We start from the raw sequence: 20,970 nt of genomic DNA, 5'->3' as shown, positions 1-20,970 counted from the left end.
CGCCGGACGGGTCACCGGCCGCTTGCGTGGCCCGACGGGGGCGGCGGTCGGCCGACAACGCGGGTTCTCGGCCAGGCCGAGGTGCGTCAGCCGAGCCGCGGGCGGGCGAACAGCGGCGCGACCCAGCCGCCCGGCTCCGGCCGGCCGGTCAGCGAGGCGTCCCGGGAGAACGAGGCCAGCAGGAAGTGCACGAGGTGGCTGGTTGGCCGGCTGGGAGCCGGGTTGGCCAGGCCACCCTCGATAGTGGCGACGACCGCGTCCGCGGCCAACGCCCGGTCGGCCTCGGGCACGTAGTCGTGGACCGCAGCCAGGGAGAGGCCCTGCAGCCAGGCGTGCAACCGCTCGTGGTACTCCATCACCGGCTCGGCGTGCGGGGCGCGTTCGGCGACGCAGGGATGCAGCGTGCGCCGGCGTTCCACCGAGTCGAGGGCGAGGAAGAGCTTGTCCGCCGGGTTGCCCGGCAGGCCGGAGATCCGGTCCACCTCGACGTCGAGCAGGCGGTTGAGCACGGCCGCGAACGCGTGGTCCTTCGACCGGAAGTACCAGTAGACGGACCCGGGCTCGATCCCGGCCGAGCGGGCGATCTCCGCGATGGATGTCCCGGCGAAACCGCGGGCGAGGAACTGCTCCTCGGCGACGGCGAGCAGCGCGTCGATCCGTTCCTCGCGGGGAACTTCCTGGCGGTTGCGTGGCACCTGATCAGCGTAACGACTTCGGTGCCGGGAGAGGAGCGATTCGAATCAGCGCACACCGGGCTGGCCTGCAATACCCAGCCGGCTCGGCGGGCAAACATCGACAAATGATGGATGTGACTCATATCATCTTTCGGGGCGACCGGCGGCGGGCGCGCCCGCCGCCGAGTGTCATCCGCGCAGGTCAGGGACCCACTGTGGATGGACTTCCGGGATAACTGGGTGGTCGTCCGGGGATGACCGGAACGTCGTCCCGTCGCCTGTGCCAGGGCACCGGCCGGGATGTGTCGTCCCTCACCCGGTTTCTCTTGATTCCGGTTAGAGAGTGCTGTGAGAGTGAACCTGAGCTCTCCACATCGCTGGAAGGACCCTCATGTCCGAGATCAGGACCACCAAGAGCCTCGAAGCCCTGTCCGCCTCCCTCAACCGTGCGCTTGCGGGAGCGCGTGCTCCCCAGGTGGTCGCCGCCCGCCGGGCGCAGATGCGGCGGTCCGCGGCGATGGCCGCCGAGCCCCCCGTCCCCGGCGGGGCCGGCCAGCCACATCGCCGTGCCGAGGCGGAGGCCGACGTCCTCGCCGCCCGCAGCCGGACCAACATGCTGATCGGCACGCTCGACCGGTTGCGCCGGCCGGGCACCGGATGGCGCGCCGCCGGTCGCGCGACTCCCTGACCCGGACGGGTGGCCGGGCCGCCGGCGTCCCCCTGCCGCCGGCGTCCCGGCGCCCGTCCCCGGGTTCGCCCTCGACCGCCCGGCGACTCCACCCCTTCTATCGCCGAGATGTCCGACGTTCCGGCGCCGCTGTGGTGTCGTGGTCGTTTCTGCTGATGTCCGCAACCATGTGTTCCTTCGACACCGGTGACGGGCCGGCCCGCCGGGCCGCCGGGCCGCGGCAGGTCCGGCACCACCGGAGAACCAGAGGAAATGATGACCAGTACGGCGGCGACACCCGACGGAGTGGGCGGCCCGACGGTTGAGCCCGGCCCCGACCCGGGCCTGCCCCAGCCGTCGCCGGGCGCCGACGCCGTGCCGTCCGCGTCGGCGCTGCGCCGGGCGCTGCGCCGGGCCCGCGACGGTGCCACCCTCGACGCCGTCGAGGCGGCGGTGCTGCTGGCCGCCCGCGGCGAGGATCTCGCCGATCTGTGCGCGTCGGCCGCTCGGGTGCGCGACGCGGGCCTGGCCTCCCTCGGCCGCCCGGGCGTCGTCACGTACTCGCCGAAGGTCTTCATCCCGTTGACCCGGCTGTGCCGGGACCGCTGCCACTACTGCACGTTCGCCGCCGTGCCGCACCGTCTGGCCGCGCCGTACCTCACCGTCGACGAGGTGCTCGACATCGCCCGGGCGGGCGCGGCGGCCGGCTGCGCCGAGGCGCTGTTCACCCTGGGCGACCGCCCGGAGGATCGTTGGCCCGCGGCTCGGGAGTGGCTCGACGCCCATGGCTACGACTCGACGCTGGGCTACCTGCGCGCCGTCGCGATCGCCGTGCTGGAGGAGACCGGCCTGCTTCCGCACCTGAACCCGGGCGTGCTGAGCTGGGCCGAACTCGCCCGCCTCAAGCCGGTCGCCCCGTCGATGGGCATGATGCTGGAGACGACCGCGACCCGGCTGTGGTCGCAGCCGGGCGAGGCGCATTTCGGCTCGCCCGACAAGGAGCCGGCGGTCCGGCTGCGGGTGCTCACCGACGCCGGCCGGCTGTCGATTCCGTTCACCACCGGTCTGCTGCTCGGCATCGGCGAGACCCGGGCCGAGCGGGCCGAGACGATCTTCGAACTGCGCGGGCTGGCTCGCCGGTACGGCTCCGTTCAGGAGGTGATCGTCCAGAACTTCCGGGCCAAGGACGACACCGCGATGCGTTCGGCGCCCGACGTCGGCGCCGAGGAGCTGGCCGCGGCCGTCGCGGTGACCCGGCTCGTGCTCGGCCCGACGATGCGGGTGCAGGCACCCCCGAACCTCATCGACACGGCCGAGTGCGCCCTGCTGCTGTCCGCCGGCATCGACGACTGGGGCGGCGTCTCGCCCGTCACCCCGGATCACGTCAACCCCGAGCGGCCCTGGCCGGACCTGGACGTGCTGCGCGAGGTGACGGCTCGGGCCGGCTTCACGCTGCGCCCCCGGCTCACGGTGTACCCGTCGTACCTGGACGAGCCGTGGCTCGACCCGCGGGTCGCCGGGCACGTGCGCGCGCTGGCCGGCCCGGACGGGCTGCTCGCCGACGGTGCCCGGCCTGCCGGGCGGCCCTGGCAGGAGCCCGACGGCGGTCTCGGTGACACCGGCCGCGTCGACCTGCACACCTCGGTGGACACCGTCGGGCGCCACAGCGCCACCCGGGCCGACTTTGACACCGTCTACGGCGACTGGGAGTCGCTGCGGGCGGAGGTCAGCGCGGCCGGCACCGGCGTCGACGGCGTCGTCGGCACCGGCAGTCGCGCCGTCGCGGCCCGCGCCGGCGCCGGTGCCGGTGCTGGTGCGCCGGAGCGGGTCGAGCCCGAGCTGCGGGCCGCGTTGCGCAGCGCCGGCAACGACCCGGCCGGGATCACCGACAGCGAGGCCCTGATCCTGTTCGGGGCCGAGGGAGCGGCGCTGGAGGAGCTCTGCCTGCTCGCGGACGGGCTGCGCCGCGACGTGGTGGGCGACGACGTGACCTACATCGTCAACCGCAACATCAACTTCACGAACGTCTGCTACACCGGCTGCCGGTTCTGTGCGTTCGCGCAGCGCCGCAACGACGCCGACGCGTACACGCTGTCGCTGTCGGAGGTGGGCAGCCGGGCGGCCGAGGCGTGGGCGGTGGGCGCCACCGAGGTCTGCATGCAGGGCGGCATCCATCCGGACCTGCCCGGCACCGCCTACTTCGAGCTCGCCCGCGAGATCAAGCGGGCGGCGCCGGAGCTGCATCTGCACGCGTACTCCCCGATGGAGGTCCTCAACGGGGTAACCCGGACGGGGATGTCCATCGAGGACTGGCTCACCGCGGCGCGGGAGGCCGGCGTCGACACCATCCCGGGCACCGCGGCGGAGATCCTCGACGACGAGGTCCGCTGGGTGCTGACCAAGGGCAAGCTGCCCACGGCGAGCTGGGTCGAGGTGGCCAGCACCGCGCACCGGGTGGGCCTGCGCTCGTCGGCCACGATGATGTACGGCCACGTGGACACCCCGGCGCACTGGGTCGCGCATCTGCGGCTGTTGCGCCGCATCCAGGACTCCACCGGGGGCTTCACCGAGTTCGTCGCGCTGCCGTTCGTCCACCACAGTTCGCCGATCTACCTGGCCGGCGTGGCCCGGCCGGGCCCCACGGTGCAGGAGAACCGGGCGGTGCACGCGATGGCGCGCATCCTGCTGCACGGGTCGATCGACAACATCCAGTGCTCCTGGGTGAAGCTCGGCGTCGACGGCTGCCGTTCGGTGCTCGCCGGCGGGGTGAACGACATCGGTGGGACGCTGATGGAGGAGACGATCAGCCGGATGGCCGGCTCCCAGCACGGCTCGCGGCGATCCGTGGCTGAGCTGGAGGAGGTGGCCGCCGGGGCGGGTCGTCCCGCTCGGCAACGGACCACGACGTATGGGCGGGTCCCGGATGAGCGCTTTCACGCTGCCCGGGGCGGCCCCGTCCGGACCATGCTGCTGGTGGTGTCCTGACACCCGCCAAGTTGGCGCCAGCAGAAACTACTCTAAGTAGTCGTGGGGGCCGGCTTGGCTGGAGGTGATGCCTGGCCGGTATAGGTTCACAACGGTTGTCTGATTGCGTACTTGCCCGTTTAGGCCCTTTATGTCTATTAGCTTCGGACGGCATAATGCTGTCATCGCCGTCGGACTGATTGCACACAGTTACTGATTGGAAGGCCGTCCGGACCCCCGGCGATGGTGTGCAGTGACTGTGAGCTATGTTTTCATCGCTGGTTGTAGAAGATGTTGCGCTGGTGGGGTTGACGCGACCGACTCGGGAGCGTGTAATTACCGGCGTGTCATTCCCCTCGCTGGCGAGGTTCGTGCGGTAGTGCGTCGCCTGACCGGTGTGGAACCAGTCACCTGCGCGCCGGCGCCCAGGGGGTGGCCGACCGCACCGCGACGGGTCTGGAGGAGTCCCCATGGAACACACCGACGCGGGCGTCCACACCGTCCTCGCGGACGTCGAGCGTCCCGCTGAGCATGACCTGTTCGGTGACCACTCCGAGCTGGTGCATGCCGAACGGCCCACCCAGGCCACACCGGAGCCGTGCCTGCGGTCCCCGCTGGCCGCGGCCAGCGTTCCGCCGGCCCGGTCGGGCTCGCCCGACCTGGCCACCGGTGCCACCCCGATTGCCTCCGGCCCGAGAGCCGAGGCAGATGCCGACGTCATCGTTCGCGCGGGCGATGAGGTCGACGTCGACGACGACCCGGCCGTCGATGGTCTCGACGCCGACGACCTGGCCGTCGAGACCATCGGCGACCCCATCGGCGACGCGCCGGACGCCCTCGCCCCAGTGATCGATCTGGGGCTGGGTGACCTGCTCGGCGAGACGATGGAGTGGCAGGAACGCGCCCTGTGCGCGCAGACGGATCCCGAGGCGTTCTTCCCTGAGAAGGGTGGTTCGACCCGGGAGGCGAAGCGCATCTGTTCGGGCTGCGAGGTCCGGGCCGAGTGCCTCGAGTACGCCCTGGAGAACGACGAACGGTTCGGGATCTGGGGCGGCATGTCCGAACGGGAGCGACGCAAACAACGGCGTCGAGCGGTCTGAACCCGGGCGGTGGGTGGCGTCCGGCAGGGTGTGGGCGGTCCGGCCGCGCCGCGTGCACTCGCGGCCCCGCCCGGATCGCGCCTGCCGGCGGCCACGACCCGGGTCGTGGCCGTCTGCGTGCACGGCGGGCGGCCGGGCGCCGCGCAGACCCTGCGCGCGGCGGTGTCGACCCAGGCGCCGCCGCCCGACCAGGTCCTCGACCTGCAGATCGTCGAGGTCCGCATCGGCGGCGGTGCCGACGCCGCGCCGCCGGCCGCCGTCCACCTTCCACGGCCGCGCGGCGCATCCCCGACTGAAACGGTTGCGGTCCCCGCAGCCATCCCAGGTGACGGGGCCGGCGCGCCGTCGGCGTCCGGGGTGTTGCGAGAAGCGGCGGGCTCCAGCCCGGCGGCCGTCGTCCAGCTTGCCGCCGGCACCCGCCTAGGGGTGGCGGTGGCCGCGGGCCTGGCGCGCATCGGCGGGCCGCCGCGGGAGGGCTACGTCTGGCTGCTCGACGACGGCGCCCTGCCCGCTCCCGACGCCCTGCGCACCCTGCTGGCCTGCGCGCGGCTCGACCCTGGCGCCGCCGTGCTCGGCCCCAAACTCCGTGTCGGGCACCCAGGGCCGTCGCCATCCGGTTCGCCGTCGGGTTCGCCGTCGGGGTCGATCCTGCTCGAGGCGGGGGTAAGCGTCGACCGCGCGGGCCGCAGATACACCGGTGTGCGGCCCGGCGAGATCGACCGGGGCCAGCGTGACGGGGTGCGCGACGTGCTCACCGTGGCCAGCTCCGGCATGCTCATCCGGGCGGCCGCCTGGCGGCTGCTCGACGGTCTCGACCCCGAGCTCGACGGCGGCCACGACATCGACCTCGGCTGGCGGGCCGCCCGCGCCGGGTTGCGGGTCGTCGTCGTCCCCATGGCGACGATGACCGCCCGCGCCGAGGCTGTCCCCTCCGCCGGGGCGGCTGCCCCCGCTCCCGACGGCGCTCCGGCCGGCTCTCGGCATCGGCAGAGCCGGCGGGACTTGTGGGACCGGCGGGCGTGGGTGCCGGCGGACCGAGCCGGTGCGCTCCGGGTCCGCCTGGCGAACACGGCGTGGCCGCTGTTGCCCGGGGCCGGGGCAGCCATCCTCGTCGCGGCGCTCCCGCGGGCGCTTGGCCTGGTGTCGAGAGGGCGGCTGCGGTCGGCGGCCATCGAGTTGGCGTTGCCGTTCGTCGTGCTGGGCCGGCTCCGCCAGCTGGCGCGGATGCGTCGGCGCGCCGGGCGCACCCGAGCCGTCTCGCACCACGCCATCCGTTCCCTGCTCCCCGCCCGCCTGCGGCGCCGACCCGGATCGGCTGCGCCGAGCCCCGAAGTGGGCCTCCTCGACGTCGGGGCTGGCGAGCTCAGCGCGCGCCACCACGTCCCGGTCGGGGTCGGCGGCCTGGTGGCCACCCCGCCCGGCCGGCGATCGACCCGGGCGGCGGTCCTGCTCGCGTGCCTGCTTGGCGTCGTCGGCGTGGTCGCGATGCGCGGCATGCCCGCGGACATGCTCGGCGCGGGCCTGCCATTGCCCGCCGGTGCCCGAGACCTGTGGACGGCGGTCTGGTCCGGCCGGGTCGGCACCGCCGGCGCCCCGCTCGACGGTACGGGGCCGCCTCCGCCGTGGACCGCGCTGCTCGCCGCCGCCGCGAGCCTCCTCGGCGGCCGGCCCGCGGCAGCGGGCTGGCTCCTGCTCGCTGCCGGGCCGGCGCTTGCCGGTCTGACCGCGCATCGGGCGCTCGCCCGGCTCGGTCCGCGTCCGGCCGCCCGCTTCGGGCTTGCCGCCGCCTACGGAGCCAGCCCGGTGATGACCGGCGCGGTCGCCGCTGGCCGCAGCGACACCGTCGGAGCGCTGATCCTGCTCCCAGCTGTGCTCGCCGCCACCGACTCGGTGCTGCGCGGCTGCGCCGGTCTGGTCGGCGGGCGCCTGCGGGCGATCTGGCTTCTGGCCGTCTGCCTGGTCGGATTCGTCGCCTGTGCTCCGTCGATGGCGCCATTGGTGTGGATCGGCCTCCCGGCCGCGGCGCTGCTCGCGGTCCGCCGGCGACTGCCCGACATCGCCGCTGCGCTCCTAGTGACGATCATCCCGCTGATCCCGACGCTGTACGCGGGCGGCGCGGGAATCCGCGCCGAGCCGCTGGCGGCACTGGCCCGGTTCCCCCAGGACTCCATCGCGCTGGTGGCGGGCGCGGGGGAACGCCCGAAAGCCGCCGTGGTCGGATTCCTGGCCGGCTGCCTGATCTGCTGGCTGCTGGGCCGGTGGTCCGGCCGGGCCGGGTCGGATCAGGCCGGGCCGGGCCGGGCCGGCCGGATCGGCTGGTCGCTGGCCGCGCTGGGTCTGCTCGCCGTACTGCTCACCTCGCGCCTCGCCGGGGACGCAGACCAGCGGGTCGCGGGCGGCGAGGGCTGGTGGGCCGGCCCGCAGTACGGCCTTGTCCTCGCCGGTGCCCTGCTCGCGGCGGCAAGCGTGTGCCGCCCGGCCCGCGCCCCGCGGCGTCGGCGAGAAGCCCCCGGGGCCGGGGCGGGCCCGGGCACCGGCCGGCTGGCCCGGATCGTCGTCTTCCCGGTGACGGCGCTGATCCTCGTCGGCTCCGCCGGGCTCGCCGCCGGCCATCTCGCCGCGGGCCCGGGGTGGCGCGCCAGCCCAACCGCCTGGAGCTGGGATTCCGCTATCCCTGCGGACCGGGCCGGTTCCCTGGACCGGGCCGTGACCGCCGATGACGCCGGGGGAGCGGCGACCGAGGTCACCGCGACCGAGGTCCCCTGGTCGGGCACCGGCCCGTCGGCGATGGTGCGGGCGGTGCAGGCCGAGGCCCGGACCGCGCCGGCCGGGTCCAGCCTCCTCGTCCTGTACCGGTCCGATCGGTCCGGCCTGATCCGGTACATCCTCGCCGCAGCCGACGGCCCCCGCTTCCCGGCCGGCCAGGCTCGCCCGCCTCGGCGGGCGGCCACCTTCCTCGCCGACGTCGTCGCCGATCTGGCAGTCGGCGGTGACCAGGCGGCCGGCTGGCTGCCGCTACTCGGCGTCGCCGCGATCGCCGTTCCCGCCATGGACGCGTCGGCGGACCTCATCACCCGCCTCGATGCGACCCCGTCGCTGTTGCGGGACCGGGCCCGTCCGGGCGTGTTGCTCTGGCGGCCGGCGACCCCCGACCAGGCGGTGCCGACGCCAGCGTCCCGTCGAGCCACCGCCGCCGTCCCGCCGGCCTTCGCCGTGGACTCGGACCTCCAGCCGCGGGCGGCTCCGCCGGATCCCACCGGCAGTTCCACGCCGTCGGTGCCGCTGGTGCCGTCGGTGGTCGAGCCGCTGCCGGCGGCCCCGACCACGGCCCGCCGGTTGCCGCCCGGCGGGTGCGTTGCGGCCCTGCCCGGCGCCGCGCGGGCCCCGCAACGGGATCTGATCCTCGCGGCGCCGGCCGGGGCCGGTTGGCGCGCCTGGCTAAACGGCCGACCGCTGCGGCCGTTCGCGGCCTGGGGCTGGGCGGCCGGCTTCCGCCTGCCCGCTGAGGGTGGCACGGTTCGTCTTTACCGCGACGACGGCCGCGCACACGAGCTGGTGCTCGCGCAGGCCGCGGCGCTCGGCGCGCTGCTGCTGTTGGGCATTGCGGCCGCGCGCCGGTCGCGCCGCTCTCCACCGGACACCGATGCGCCACCCATCGCGGGCCCGTCCGGGCGTGACCTCGGTCGCGCCGGCCGCGGATCGGGATCGGGATCGGTGGAGGAGGCCCCATGACGTCCCCACCCGGCGGCCCCAGCGCCGCCAGGTGGCCGCTGTGGCGCCGCGCCGCCGCTCGCGTGCTCATGTCGGTGGCCGTCGTTGGGATCGGCGGGGCCTTCCTCGCCGACGAGGGCGTCGGCCCCGCTCCGGCCGGTAACTGGCCCGTGTCGGCCGCGCTGCTGGCCTGCCCGGAGCTGACGACGACGCCGTCCGGTGCCCGCGATCCCGTGCTGGCCGGCCCCCTCGACCTCGCCGTGCGTACCGCAGGGACGGCCGACGGTCGGGTCCGGGTCGCCACCCGGCCCGCCGAGTTGCGCACCCGGCTCGGCAGGGCGGCGCTGACCCTGCCGTCCGCTGCAACGAGGGGTGACCGCGGCTCGTTGCTCGTGTCCGCCCGGGGCACCTCGGCGCCGGGTTTGTCCGCACTCGTCACGGGAACCGGCGACGGCGCGGGCCCGGCGCGGGCGCGCTGCACCCCGCCGCAGGCCAGTAGCTGGTTCGCCGGACCGTCGACCATGGCCGGCCGCGACCCGATCGTGATCCTGTCGAACCTGGCCGATCAGCCCGCGCAGGTCGGTGTGCGGGTGCTCACGGACGGCACGGCCACCACGTCGCAGGACATCTCCGTGCCGCCCGGGCACGCGGTGACCCGCCGGCTCGCCGCGCTCGCGCCGGAGGCCGCCGTGACGGCACTCGACGTCGAGGTGTGTTTCGGTCGGGTGCTCGCCTGGATGGTGGACCGGTCGAGCATCGGCGGCCCTTTCACCGCACCCCGACTCGTGCCGGTGACCGCCCCGCCGGCCCGCCGGCTGCTACTCGGCGGGGTGGTCGTCCCGGCGGGACCGCCCGGCCCGGCGGCGCGCCTGGTGCTTGCCGCGCCCGATCGGGCGGCCGTCGTGCGCGTCAGCGTGTTGACCGCGTCCGGCCGGCACACCCCGGTGGGTCTGGAAGCGGTGCGGGTGCCGACCACCGGCGCGATCACCATGCCGGTGCTACTGCCGCCGGGCGGGGCGTCGGCGGTTCTCGTCGAGTCGGTCACTGCCGCCCCGGTGGTCGCCGAGCTGGGTGTGGCCTCGGGCTGGGCGGGCGTGTCGACCTGGGCGGGCGCCGTTCGACTCGATGCCGTGTCGGGGCGCCGCGGTCTGGATGCGTTCGGCCGGGGTATCGGGCTGTCCGACGCGGCCGGACCCACCGCCGGCGCCGGCACCGCGCCCGACGCGGCGGTTGGCGTGCCGTCGCCGCCGGTGGGAGCCGCCGGGGCTGTCGTGCTCGCCGCGCCGGCCGGGCCCGTGACGGCCTGGCTCGACGGTGACCCCGTGCGGCTGCAGGCCGGGACGGTCGCCTTGGTCCGCGGGCCGTCGGGACCGGCCGGGGGACGCCTCGTCGCGGTTGGCGGGCCGCTGGTCGCGACCGCGGTCGTCGGCGCCGCCCGGCTACCGGGCTCGGCCGGGGCCGTGGGCGCCGAGCAGGCACCGGTCCCGGCCGCCGCGCTGCCGCAGGACACGCCAGCCGGTGCCGCCGGCGTCGGCGTCGGGCAGGCCGCGCCCCCGCTGGTGCTGCCGAGAATCCTGTCCGCGGTCGTCCCGCTGGAGGGAGCGCCGCGGCTGCTCGACGCCCCGCCGGCGGTGGCCGATCCGGCCCTGCCCTACCGCTGAGAGGCCCGCCGCCGGGCGGACGGCGGACCCCGAGCGGTGGCGAGCCGTCGGTCAGCCCGGATCTCGGGACTGGCTCACTCGCCTACTCGCCGGGGCGCGCCTAGTCGGGGCTAGTCGGGGCGGTGGCCCGGTGCAGCGAGGAAGACCCGGCCGGCGCCGGTCAGTGTGACCGCAGCGTGGCCCGCGACCAGCACCGATCCGCCGCGGCGCAGCTCTACCGGGGCGACGGCGGTCCCGTCGTCGGCCGTCGCGGTGACCTCGACCCGTCCTTCGACCGCGAGCAGCACCGTCGGGCACCCCACCGGCACGCCGTCGCCGGTGCAGACGGCCTCGGTGAGGGCGAAGTCGGCGACGGGGACGTCCCAGCCGTGCAGCAGCCCGCCGGGAGAGGCCGCGATGGTGCGGGGGATCCGGACCGGTGCGTCGCTCGGCCTGGGGTCGAAGATCCGTAGCAGCTCGTCGACGTCGATGTGCTTGGGAGTTAGTCCGCCGCGCAGCACGTTGTCCGAGGTGGCCATGATTTCGATGCCGAGCCCGGCAACGTAGGCGTGCAGCATCCGGGCCGGCTGGAACAGCCCCTCGCCGGGGCGCAGGGTCACGTCGTTGAGTAGCAGTGCCGCGGCGATGCCGACGTCGCCCGGGTGCGCTGCCGCGAGCCGCCCGATCAGGTCCGCTGCCCGGGCGAGGTCGTCCTCGCCGCCATCGCGCGGGTTGTCGAGAGCCGGTCTGCCGTGGCTCCCGCCCGCGGCCGAGCCATCGGCCGAGCGCCGACCGCGGGCGCGGCGCAGCCGCTCAGCCGCCGCGACGAGCGCGTCGATCAGCTCTCCGGCGGGGCCGGCGGGCATGGTCAGCAGGGTTCGCAGCACCGTGGCCGCGCCGGCGGCGGGATCGTTCGCGAGGGGGCGGAAGGCAGCTACCAGGGCCGGGGTCCCCAGCCCGGCCGCGACCGCGAGCGTGCGCGCCGGATCCCGGACCCCCGCGAGCGCCCGGAACGGCGACAGGGCGACGATGAGCTCGGGCTTGTGGTTGCGGTCGCGGTAGCGCCGGTGGGGATCGTCGACGGAGAGGCCGGCGGCATCGTCCGCGTCGAAGCCCGCGGCGGCCTGTGTCTGGTCGGGATGCACCTGCAACGACAGCGCCTTGTCCGCCGCCAGGACCTTGAGCAGGAACGGCAGCGGGCCGACGAGGTCGGCGGCCGGACGGCGGGCGCCGTCCGCCTCGACGAACGCCGGCGCCACCGGATGGGTCCCGAGCCACAACTCCGCGACCGGACCCCCGGCCGCGGGGGTGCCGAGCAGCTCGGGGATGGCCGTCGCCGACCCCCACGCGTAGGGCTGCTCGGCGCCGTGCAGCGCGAGCAGGCGGGGGGACCCCGCCGGCACCTGTGGGCCCGTACCGGAGGATTCACCGGCGGGCGGCGTGGACGCGGGGTTCCTGGTCACGGTCTCCCTCGGATGGGCGTGCTCTCTGGGCGGGGTCGTGCTCCCGGGGCGCGGGCGGTGGGCGGGCTACTCCTCCTCGCCCCAGCCGTGGCCTTCCGGGTCGATCACGGCTGGATCGACCCCCATCATTTCGGCCATCTCGTGGATGATCGCGTCCAGCACGAGTTCGGCCAGGTCCTCGCTGTCCACCGCCCTGGCCTCAATGGGCCGGCGATATACCACGATGCGGCGGGGGGTACTCGAGCGGCCCTTTCCGGTGGCCGGCTGGTACCGGGCGAGCGGGATCTCCGTGTCGGCCACCGCCACCGGCGGCACGTCCTCGACGGCGAACTCGACGTCGGACAGCTCCGCAGACCACCGATGGTCGAGATGCTCGACGGCGTCCAGCACGAAGTCGTCGAAGCGATCCCCGCGGGTGGCGTAGGCGGGCACGTCGGACGGGAGCAGCGCCCCGCGGATGCCCCGACCCCGGCGATCGTGGCGCCGGCGGGGGGGGATCGGGCGGGCCGCCGCCGGGAACCGCTCGAGCTCGGTCACCCTGTGAGCGTAGCGTTCGTGGCAGGGGCCCCGGCCGGCGATCGACGGGCGCGTGTCCACCCCGGCACCATTCGGGGTGTCGCGCGCCCGCCGATCGCCGGGAGATCGGTCCCGGCGGCCGTCGTGATCCGGTCGTCCCGCCAACACCCGCCGTCCCGGCGACTGACCCCGGTTTTCCCTCCCAGCCCGAGGAGGTTCCACGATCTTGATGATCTCGATGCCGCGTCGGATGCCGTTGCCGCGCCGGAGTTCGGACGCACGGCGCAACGATATGGTCGACAACGCGTGACGATTCAGCCTCGCGTCACGCGACACGACGATAGGTGGTGGCCGTCGCCCGTTCCGGGGGCTACCGTCCGGAACGTGAAGCCTCGGCGCTGCTCCCGCTCGGCCTGTTCCGCAGCCGCGGTCGCCACGCTCACGTATGCCTACGCCGAGTCGACAGCCGTACTGGGCCCGCTGTCCCCGTACGTCGAGCCGCACTCGTACGACCTGTGCGGCCCGCACGCCGATCGGCTCACCGTGCCGCTCGGCTGGGCGGTCGTCCGGCTCGAGGCCGAAGCGTCGCGTGAGGGTGGCCGTGAGGTTGCCGGGGATGACCTGGAGGCGCTGGCGGACGCCGTGCGCGAGGCCTCCCGGCGTGGTCCCGAGACGCCTCGGCGTGGTCCCGAGCCGCCCCAGGGTCCCCCAGGTTCCCAGGGTGGCCCCCAGGCGCCTCCGGGGGGCCGTCGCGGTCACCTGCGGGCGGTGCCCAGCCCTTCCTGAGGCGGGCCCGGCGTCCCCGCCCCCGTGAGCGGTGCCGACGGCCACCCGGCCGGGGCCGGCCCCGGAGGCCGGGGAGCGGCGCGATGTGTCCCGCGTGGGCTTCCTCGGATGCGGTCCAGGGTCTGTCGGACCCGGCGGATAGGCTCACCGAGCGCGGCCGCAGTGGCGCCGTGCGGGCCCCGGGGGGACCGTTCACCCGGTGCGGGGGACACCAGCCAGAAGGGTGGGGACCGGATGCGCGACCTGTCGCGGATCTTCAAGGCGTACGACGTCCGGGGTGTCGTGCCGGCAGAGTTCGACGCCGAGATTGCCCGGAGTACCGGCGCCGCGTTCGTGCGACTGCTCGACGCGGAGCGGATCGTCACCGCCCACGACATGCGAGAGTCGTCCATCCCGCTGGCCGCGGCCTTCGCCGAGGGTGCGGCCAGCCAGGGCGCCGACGTGATCACCGCCGGCCTCGGCTCGACGGACCTGCTCTACTTCGCCGCCGGCTCGCTCGACATCCCCGGCGCGATGTTCACCGCCTCGCACAACCCGGCGAAGTACAACGGCATCAAGCTGTGCCGGGCGGGTGCGGCGCCGATCGGCCAGGAGACCGGGCTCGCCGAGATCCGAGCGATGGTCGAGCACGGCGTGCCCGCCGTCCCCGGCCGCGTCGGCGCGGTCACCACGCGTGACCTCCTCGCCGATTACGTGCGCTACCTGCACACCCTGGTCGATCTGTCCGGCATCCGGCCGCTCACCGTCGCGGTCGACGCCGGCAACGGCATGGGTGGGCTGACCGTCCCGGCGACCTTCGCCGGCTTGCCGCTGACCGTGATCCCGCTCTACTTCGAGCTGGACGGCTCCTTCCCGAACCACGAGGCCAACCCGATCGAGCCGGCGAACCTGCGTGACCTGCAGGCCGCGGTCCGCAGCTCCGGGGCCGACCTCGGGCTCGCCTTCGACGGCGACGCCGACCGCTGCTTCGTCGTCGACGAGCGTGGGGAGATCGTGTCCCCGTCGACCATCACGGCGCTGGTGGCCGACCGCGAGCTCGCTCACGAACCGGGCGGGACGATCATTCACAACGTCATCGTCAGCCGGGGCGTGCCCGAGCTCGTCACCGAGCGCGGCGGGGTCCCGGTCCGCACCCGCGTGGGTCACTCGTTCATCAAGGCTGAGATGGCTCGTACCGGCGCGATCTTCGGTGGCGAGCACTCCGGCCACTTCTACTTCCGGGACTTCTGGCGAGCGGACTCCGGCATGCTCGCCGCTCTGCACGTGCTCGCCGCGCTCGGCGGCCAGCAGCGGCCGCTGTCCGACCTGCTCGCCGGCTACTCCCGCTACAGCGCCTCCGGCGAGATCAACTCCGAGGTGGCGGATGCCGTCGCCGCGATGCAGGCGGTCGAGAAGGCCTACGCCCCGCACGCCGCCGACGTCGACCATCTCGACGGTCTTACCGTCTCGTTCGCGGACGGGTCCTGGTTCAACCTGCGCCCGTCCAATACCGAGCCGCTGCTGCGGCTCAACGTCGAGGGCCCCGACGAGGCCACGATGCGCCGGCTGCGCGACGAGGTCCTCGCCCGCGTCCGGGGCGGAAGGGAATCCTGATGAGTCTCGACCCGCTGCTGCTGGAGATCCTCGCCTGCCCGTGCAGCAAGCACGGTGAGCTGCGCTCCGACGAGCTGAACGGCGCTCCGGTGTTGGTCTGTCTCGCCTGTGACCTGGCCTTCCCGGTCCGGGACGACATTCCGGTGATGCTGCTCGACGAGGCCGTGCCGTTCCCTGGCCGGGCCGCGTCGGCGTCGAGCTGACACCCCGCGGCGTCGGCGTGTACCTCGACGAGGCGATCCTCGACGACACGGCCCGGATCGACAGCGGCGACGCCGCAGCGCTGCTGCCGCACATCGCCTCGACGGCCCTGCAGGTGCGCCAGAGTGCCGTCCTCGCCCAGGAGGCGGGGGTGGCCCGGCTGGGCGCCGACGGCCGGCCACGCGCGGTCCTCGTCGCCGGGGTCGGTGGCTCATCGATGGTCGCCGGCGTCCTGGCCGCCGTCGCCGGGCCGACGGGCCCCGTCCCGGTCATCGGCCACCACGCCCACGGCCTGCCGGGTTGGGTCGGGGTGTCCGACGTCGTCCTCGCCGTGTCCGCCTCCGGTACCTCGACGGAGACGTGCTCCGTCGTGGAGGAGGCCCGCCGGCGCGGCGCGCGGATCGGCGTCGTCGCGCCGGCGGACACCCCGCTCGCCCACCTGGCCGCGCTCGCCGGGGCGTCGTTCGTCCCGCTCGTCGGGCAGCGGCCGGCCCGGGCCATGCTCTGGTCGCTGGCGGTGCCGCTGCTCGTCGCCGCCCGGGCCCTGGGCGTCGTCCGGCTTGGCGACGACGCCGTCGAGGCCGCCGCCGCCCGGCTGGAGGAGGTGGCGACCCGCTGCCGGTCGTCGAGTGAGTCCTTCGTCAACCCGGCTAAGACCCTGGCGCTGGAGCTGGCCGGCGCGCTGCCGGTGATCTGGGGCACCTCAGTGGTGACAACGGTCGCGGCCGAGCACGCCGCCGCCCAGTTCGCGACGAACGCCAAGTATCCGGCTCTCGTCGGCGCGTTGCCGCATCCCGGCCATCATCAGGTGGCACTGTTCGCCGGTCCCTTCGGGGCCGGCCTGGGCGTCGCCGACTCGGGTGGCCGGGACGAACTCGAGGACTTCTTCCGCGACCGGGCCGAGGAGGAGGAGCCGACCCGGCTGAGACTGATCCTGCTGCGCGACCCCGACGCCGAGCGGGCCGAGGTCACCCGCCAGGCGGAGGTCGCCGTCGCCGTCGCCGCCGAGCGTGGGGTCGACGTCACCGAGCTGCGCACCGAGGGGTCCGGTCCGCTGGAGCGGCTAGCCTCCCTGATCGGCCTGTTCGACTTCACCGCCGTGTACCTTGCGCTGGTGCTCGGGCTCGACCCGACCCAGACACCCGTGGCCCGCGATCTCGGTCGGTAGTCCTCGTGGCGGCCGCCGCCTACCGGCCCCCCTGGTTCTGACCGTTCTGCCCGCCGTTCGGCTGCCCGCCGCCGTTCTGGCTCCCGCCGCCGTTCTGGCCGTTCGGGGTGGTCGGCTGGGTGCCGTTCTGGCCGCCGAGCGGGGCGCTGCGAGCCTGCGGCTGGCCGAACACGCCGGGTAGGAGCTGCTGGCCGAGGTTCTGGAGGGTGTCGCCGAGGCCTGCGGCCGGTGTCGGCGCGGGCGGCGGCGGCGGGGTGTTCTGCAGGCCGCCCTTGGTGCCGCGGGCCACGGTCGGGTCGGCACCGGGCAGCGCGACCACCGGCTGGTTGGCCAACGCCGCCCGCATCGACTTGCCCCAGATGATGGCCGGTAGGTCACCGCCGAAGACCCGCGGCCAGGTCCGGCCGTCCGCGACGACGTTGCGTAGCGGGTGAGCCTCGGCGCCGGTGGGGTCGCCGACGGACACCGCCGCGGTCATCTGCGGGGTGAAGCCGATGTACCAGGCGGCGGAGTACTCGTCGGTGGTGCCGGTCTTACCGGCCGACGGCCGGCCGATCGCGGCGTTGGTCCCGGTGCCGTTGATCGGAACGCCGGCCAGCACGCTGGTCACCGTGTCGGCGACGCCCTTCGCCAGCACCTGCTCGCACTGCGGCGGGCGGGCGATGTCGATCGGGTCCTTGCTGGAGTCCATGGCTCCGGTGGCGAACCGGGGGGCGCAGCGCAGGCCGCCGCCGGCGATCGTCGCGTAGGCGTCGGCCATCTGCAGCGGCGAGACGTACATGTACTGGCCGCCGCCGATGGCGGTCGCGCCGTCCGTCGGCCCGATCTTGTCGGCCTTCGGTGGGACGACGCCGAGCCGCTTGGCCATCTCCAGCACCGGGCCGATGCCGGTCTTCTCCGCGAGCTGCACGTAGAAGGTGTTCACCGAGTCCCAGGTGCCACGGGGGATGTCGTAGATGCCCGCCTCGGCCGGGTCGGAGTTCGAGAAGCCCTTGGCGCAGTCGCCCTCGCCGCGGTCCAGTGGGAACTTCGGGCTGACGTAGCAGGACGGCGAGTAGAAGGCCGTCGACGTGCCGTAGCCCTGTTCGATCGCGGTGGCGAGCACGAACGTCTTGAACGTCGACCCGGGCTGGAACGTCGCGTTCGTGGGCAGCGGCAGCACCGTCTGGTTCAGGCCGGTGTTCGACCCGTACACCCGGTTGACCGCCATCGCGAGAATGTTGCCGGTGCCGGGCTGGATGACCACCTCGGTCGCGGACACCCGGTTGTCCGGGGCGATCGTCGAGCTCACGGCGTCCTGCGCCGCCTGCTGGACGAGCGGATCCAGGGTGGTGCGGATCACCAGGCCGCCCTCGTAGATGCGTCGGTTGCGTTCCTCGACGGTGGTGCCGAGCGCCGGGCTCGCCCGTAGCTGTGAGCGGACGTAGTCGCAGAAGAAGGGCGCGGTCGACGTCTCGCAGGAGTCCGCGGCCGGCGGCGGGGCCGGCACCACGTTCAGGGGCATCTGCTTCGCCGCATCCGCCTGCGTCGGCGAGATGTACTCGTTCTCGGCCATCTTGTCGAGCACGGTGTTGCGCCGGACCGTCGCCGCCTGCGGGTGCGCGGCCGGGTTGTACCGCGACGGGCTCTGCACCAGCCCGGCGAGCAGGGCCGCCTGCTCGAGGGTGACCCGGGAGATGGGCACCCCGAAGTAGTGCTCGGCGGCCGTGCCGACGCCGTACGCGCCGTCGTCGAAGTAGGCGATGTTCAGGTAGCGCTCCAGGATCTCGTCCTTGGAGAAGCGCTTTTCGATGTCGAGGGCGTAGCGGAGCTCCTGGATCTTGCGGTCCAGCGAGTCGCCCGCGGCCACCTCCCGTTCCTGGGTCGTGCGTGCGTTCTGCAGCAGTACGTTCTTGACGTACTGCTGGGTCAGCGTGGACCCGCCCTGGGCCACCCCGCCGGCCTCGCTGTTGCGCAGCGCCGCCCGGACGACGCCCTGCGGGTCGACCCCGCCGTGCTCGTAGAAGCGGGCGTCCTCGATGGAGACAATCGCCTCCCGCATGATCTTCGGGATGTCGCTGCCCGGGACGACGATGCGGTTCTCGGCCCCCCGCAGCGTCGCGATCACCGAGCCGTCGGAGGCAAGAATCGTCGAGCTCTGCGGCAGCGGCGGGGTGATGAGCTCGTTCGGCAGCCCGAGGAAGTGGTCCGCGCTGCCCTTGGCGAACAGGCCCACCGCCCCGACGAACGGCAGTGACAGGAGGGCGAGGACCACGCCGAGGGCGCTCGCCGTCAGTGCCATCTTCTTCAGCACGCGGCGCCGGTCCGCCGGCGGGCGCGGCAGGACGCGGGCCCCTGGCCCGCCGCCCGCCGCGCCCGGCACCTGGGAGTCGAGGGTGCCACCGCGCCCCGGCCCGCCCGCGGCCCGGTCCTGCCCGTTCGTGGCGGGGCCGGCCGGTGTCACCAGGGCTTCGTCGGTCACCAGGGCTTCGTCGGTCACCGGGGCTTCGTCGGTCGTCGGACGGTCGGTCGTCGCCGTCGGGGTGGCCGTGGTCGAGCGCGTTGCGGCCGGCTCCGAGCGCGTCGCTGCGCCTTCGCGGATCTTCGCGCCGGCGGCAGCCGGCCCGGCCTTGCCCGCAGCTGCTCGCGGCGGGGTGGCTGCGCGTTCGGCTGCGACCCCGCGGGGTGTGCCGTCGGCGCGGGGCGGTACCCCGGTGGATCCCCCTCGCGACGAGCCACCCGCGGGTGCGGGCGGGCTGGGTCGGGATGGAGTGCTCGACTCCCGTCCGCCAGACGTCGACGTCACCCCCTCGGTGGGCCGGCGGAACCGCCGGGATCTTCGTGGGACCTCAACCAGCATGCGTGACCCGGCGCTTGGTCGCTCATCGGCACCGGGCGCTCGCGGGCTGATGGAGCAGTTCGGGCGAAGCGAACCTGGCTGTGGACGGGCGCCGATTCACGGCAGTTGGCATGGACGGTCCTATACCGCTGGTAACGGTAGACGAGCGTTTCCTGTCCGGGCGAGCCGGCGGGCCAGGTGTGAGCGGTACGCCTCGGATTGTTTAGCGACCGTTAAGGGCGTGGGGGTCCGATGGCCCGGATTCGGCGGGCCGGACGGGTCCCCCCAGGTGCCGCGGCCGGCGAGCCGTCTGCGCCTCGCAGCCGAGCGCGGGGGTCATGATCGGCGCTGCCCGGCGAGCCGTGCGTAGGCCCGGCGGGTGCGCTCCGCGAGCACTGCAGACAGGTAGGCCCAGCCCGGCGTGCCGGGGGGTGGCGGCGGCGTGACGACCGCGCGCACCTCGTCGACCAGGCCTCGCCCGAGGCGGTCCAGCGCCTGCGGTGACAGGGCATGGGAACGGCTCAGGAACTGCCGGGCGCGCAGGGCGAGGCCGTCGTCGAGTCCGGTCAGGTCGAGCAGGGCCGCCCATCCGAGCAGCGGCGGCGGGACGAACGGCGCGGCGCCGACCGTGCGCGGCACGCTCACCTGCAGCACGACCGTCCCGGCGAACACGTCACCCAGGCGCTTGCTGCGCCGTGAGGCGATCATGCTGATGATGGCGGGCAGGCCGAGCAGCATCCCGGGGCGTTCGATGATCGCGCCGATGAGCCCGCGGGTGAGGGCGTGTCGGAACCGGATGGGCCCGCCGTCGTCGCGGACCACCCGCAGGCCCAACGCCATCTTGCCAAGGGTCCGCCCGCGGCTCAGCGTTTCGCACGCCACCGGGTAGCCCAGCACCATGGTGACGTAGATCAGCAGGAAGGTCGTGGCGACCAGCGCGTCGTCGTCGGGCCGCACGACGAGCACGACCAGGGCGCCGAGGATGTACAGGATGTAGAGCTGGGCGAGCAGATCGATCAGCCCGGCCACCAGGCGCGAACCAAGCCGGGCCACCCGCAGGTCGATGGCGACCGCCTCGCCCGTGATGATCGACTCCGCGCCCGGCGTGATGCCGGCGTGCCCCGTCCCGGCCGGGCCGCTCCGGACGACCTGGTTCATGGGGCCCCCGGGATCTCGATGTGCGTGTGGATCTCACCATATGGTGTCCGCCGCGCCCTCAGGGCGGCCCGTCCGGGTGATCCGGAGTGGCTCCGGCGCCATCCGACGGGCTGTCAAAACGTCCCGCATCGGCGCACCACCGTCACTTACCCGCAGGCCCGGACCGATCATGTCGGTATACAGATCGTGGTTCCGGATCTGATGTTGCGGGCACATTTGATGACCGTCGCGGCCTTCCCTGTGACATTCGCGGGCGGGACGTGCGGACTCTTGACGGTGCCACGGAAATCCCTTCATCATGCAAGGGTGATCTCTGTTCCGTAGTGTCAGGAGCGAATCAGCCGTCGGTTCGTCCGGCGACTTTCTCGGATCTCCGACCGGTGGGGACGCGGTGGTGGACGCGGCTGCGGGTCCATCGGCCCCATCGGGTCCATGGCTGGGAAATCCGTTGCTCGGGCGGTGCCTGAGTCGCCTTCCGCCAGTGGAGCGCGATGGCGCGGGGCCGGCGGAC

14 protein-coding genes are annotated in these 20,970 nt (G+C 74.3%); 9 read left to right on the top strand and 5 right to left on the bottom strand.

All coding sequences use genetic code 11. The features are described from left to right. Positions 1–86 precede the first annotated feature (86 nt). Positions 87–695, bottom strand: a complete 609-nt coding sequence (locus G6R25_RS01575; protein ID WP_136447424.1) for a TetR/AcrR family transcriptional regulator — start codon at positions 693–695, stop codon at positions 87–89. Between the two features lie 370 nt (positions 696–1,065). On the opposite strand from G6R25_RS01575, the gene G6R25_RS01570 reads away from it, so the two are divergent. From G6R25_RS01570 to G6R25_RS01550, 5 genes are all read left to right on the top strand, one after another. After that, positions 1,066–1,362, top strand: coding sequence for a hypothetical protein (locus G6R25_RS01570; protein WP_136447425.1), 297 nt, complete (start codon positions 1,066–1,068; stop codon positions 1,360–1,362). 255 nt (positions 1,363–1,617) lie between these two features. Continuing rightward, positions 1,618–4,326 (top strand): bifunctional FO biosynthesis protein CofGH, encoded by a 2,709-nt coding sequence (locus tag G6R25_RS01565; RefSeq protein WP_163551363.1) that lies wholly within the window; start codon positions 1,618–1,620, stop codon positions 4,324–4,326. A gap of 449 nt (positions 4,327–4,775) precedes the next feature. After that, on the top strand, positions 4,776–5,405 hold the full coding sequence (locus tag G6R25_RS30020) for a WhiB family transcriptional regulator (RefSeq protein ID WP_163551362.1): 630 nt from the start codon (positions 4,776–4,778) through the stop codon (positions 5,403–5,405). 105 nt (positions 5,406–5,510) lie between these two features. Next, positions 5,511–9,137: a glycosyltransferase gene (locus G6R25_RS01555; RefSeq protein WP_163551361.1), complete on the top strand. Its 3,627-nt coding sequence runs from the start codon at positions 5,511–5,513 to the stop codon at positions 9,135–9,137. Then, positions 9,134–10,777, top strand: coding sequence for a DUF5719 family protein (locus G6R25_RS01550; RefSeq protein ID WP_163551360.1), 1,644 nt, complete (start codon positions 9,134–9,136; stop codon positions 10,775–10,777). The genes G6R25_RS01555 and G6R25_RS01550 overlap by 4 nt, the downstream gene beginning before the upstream one ends. 110 nt (positions 10,778–10,887) lie before the next feature. On the opposite strand, the gene G6R25_RS01545 is transcribed toward G6R25_RS01550, so the two are convergent. Both G6R25_RS01545 and G6R25_RS01540 read right to left on the bottom strand, forming a co-directional pair. Further along, positions 10,888–12,219, bottom strand: a complete 1,332-nt coding sequence (locus G6R25_RS01545; RefSeq protein ID WP_163551359.1) for a type I phosphomannose isomerase catalytic subunit — start codon at positions 12,217–12,219, stop codon at positions 10,888–10,890. A gap of 66 nt (positions 12,220–12,285) precedes the next feature. Beyond that, the gene (locus tag G6R25_RS01540; RefSeq protein ID WP_235947068.1) at positions 12,286–12,816 is read right to left on the bottom strand and encodes a metallopeptidase family protein; all 531 of its coding nucleotides are present in this window, start codon (positions 12,814–12,816) and stop codon (positions 12,286–12,288) included. 303 nt (positions 12,817–13,119) lie between these two features. Here G6R25_RS01540 and G6R25_RS01535 point away from each other — a divergent pair, with 303 nt between their 5' ends. From G6R25_RS01535 to G6R25_RS01520, 4 genes are all read left to right on the top strand, one after another. Continuing rightward, positions 13,120–13,521, top strand: coding sequence for a DUF3499 domain-containing protein (locus tag G6R25_RS01535; RefSeq protein WP_163551358.1), 402 nt, complete (start codon positions 13,120–13,122; stop codon positions 13,519–13,521). 234 nt (positions 13,522–13,755) lie between these two features. After that, complete coding sequence (locus G6R25_RS01530) at positions 13,756–15,114, top strand: phosphomannomutase/phosphoglucomutase (protein WP_163551357.1); 1,359 nt, start codon at positions 13,756–13,758, stop codon at positions 15,112–15,114. Next, positions 15,114–15,317 (top strand): Trm112 family protein, encoded by a 204-nt coding sequence (locus G6R25_RS01525; protein ID WP_163551356.1) that lies wholly within the window; start codon positions 15,114–15,116, stop codon positions 15,315–15,317. The genes G6R25_RS01530 and G6R25_RS01525 overlap by 1 nt, the downstream gene beginning before the upstream one ends. Positions 15,318–15,334: 17 nt before the next feature. Further along, positions 15,335–16,483 (top strand): SIS domain-containing protein, encoded by a 1,149-nt coding sequence (locus G6R25_RS01520; protein WP_163551355.1) that lies wholly within the window; start codon positions 15,335–15,337, stop codon positions 16,481–16,483. A gap of 19 nt (positions 16,484–16,502) precedes the next feature. Here the strand turns inward: G6R25_RS01520 and G6R25_RS01515 are convergent, their stop codons facing one another. Both G6R25_RS01515 and G6R25_RS01510 read right to left on the bottom strand, forming a co-directional pair. Beyond that, positions 16,503–19,322, bottom strand: a complete 2,820-nt coding sequence (locus G6R25_RS01515; protein ID WP_163551354.1) for a transglycosylase domain-containing protein — start codon at positions 19,320–19,322, stop codon at positions 16,503–16,505. Positions 19,323–19,637: 315 nt separating this feature from the next. Beyond that, a complete protein-coding gene (locus G6R25_RS01510) occupies positions 19,638–20,459 on the bottom strand; it encodes an RDD family protein (protein WP_235947066.1) in 822 nt (273 codons plus the stop codon). Between the last annotated feature and the right edge of the window lie 511 nt (positions 20,460–20,970).

This window comes from Candidatus Frankia alpina (assembly GCF_902806485.1).
Lineage (GTDB): Bacteria > Actinomycetota > Actinomycetes > Frankiales > Frankiaceae > Frankia > Frankia alpina.
This window is presented reverse-complemented; position numbering and strand designations above follow the sequence as displayed.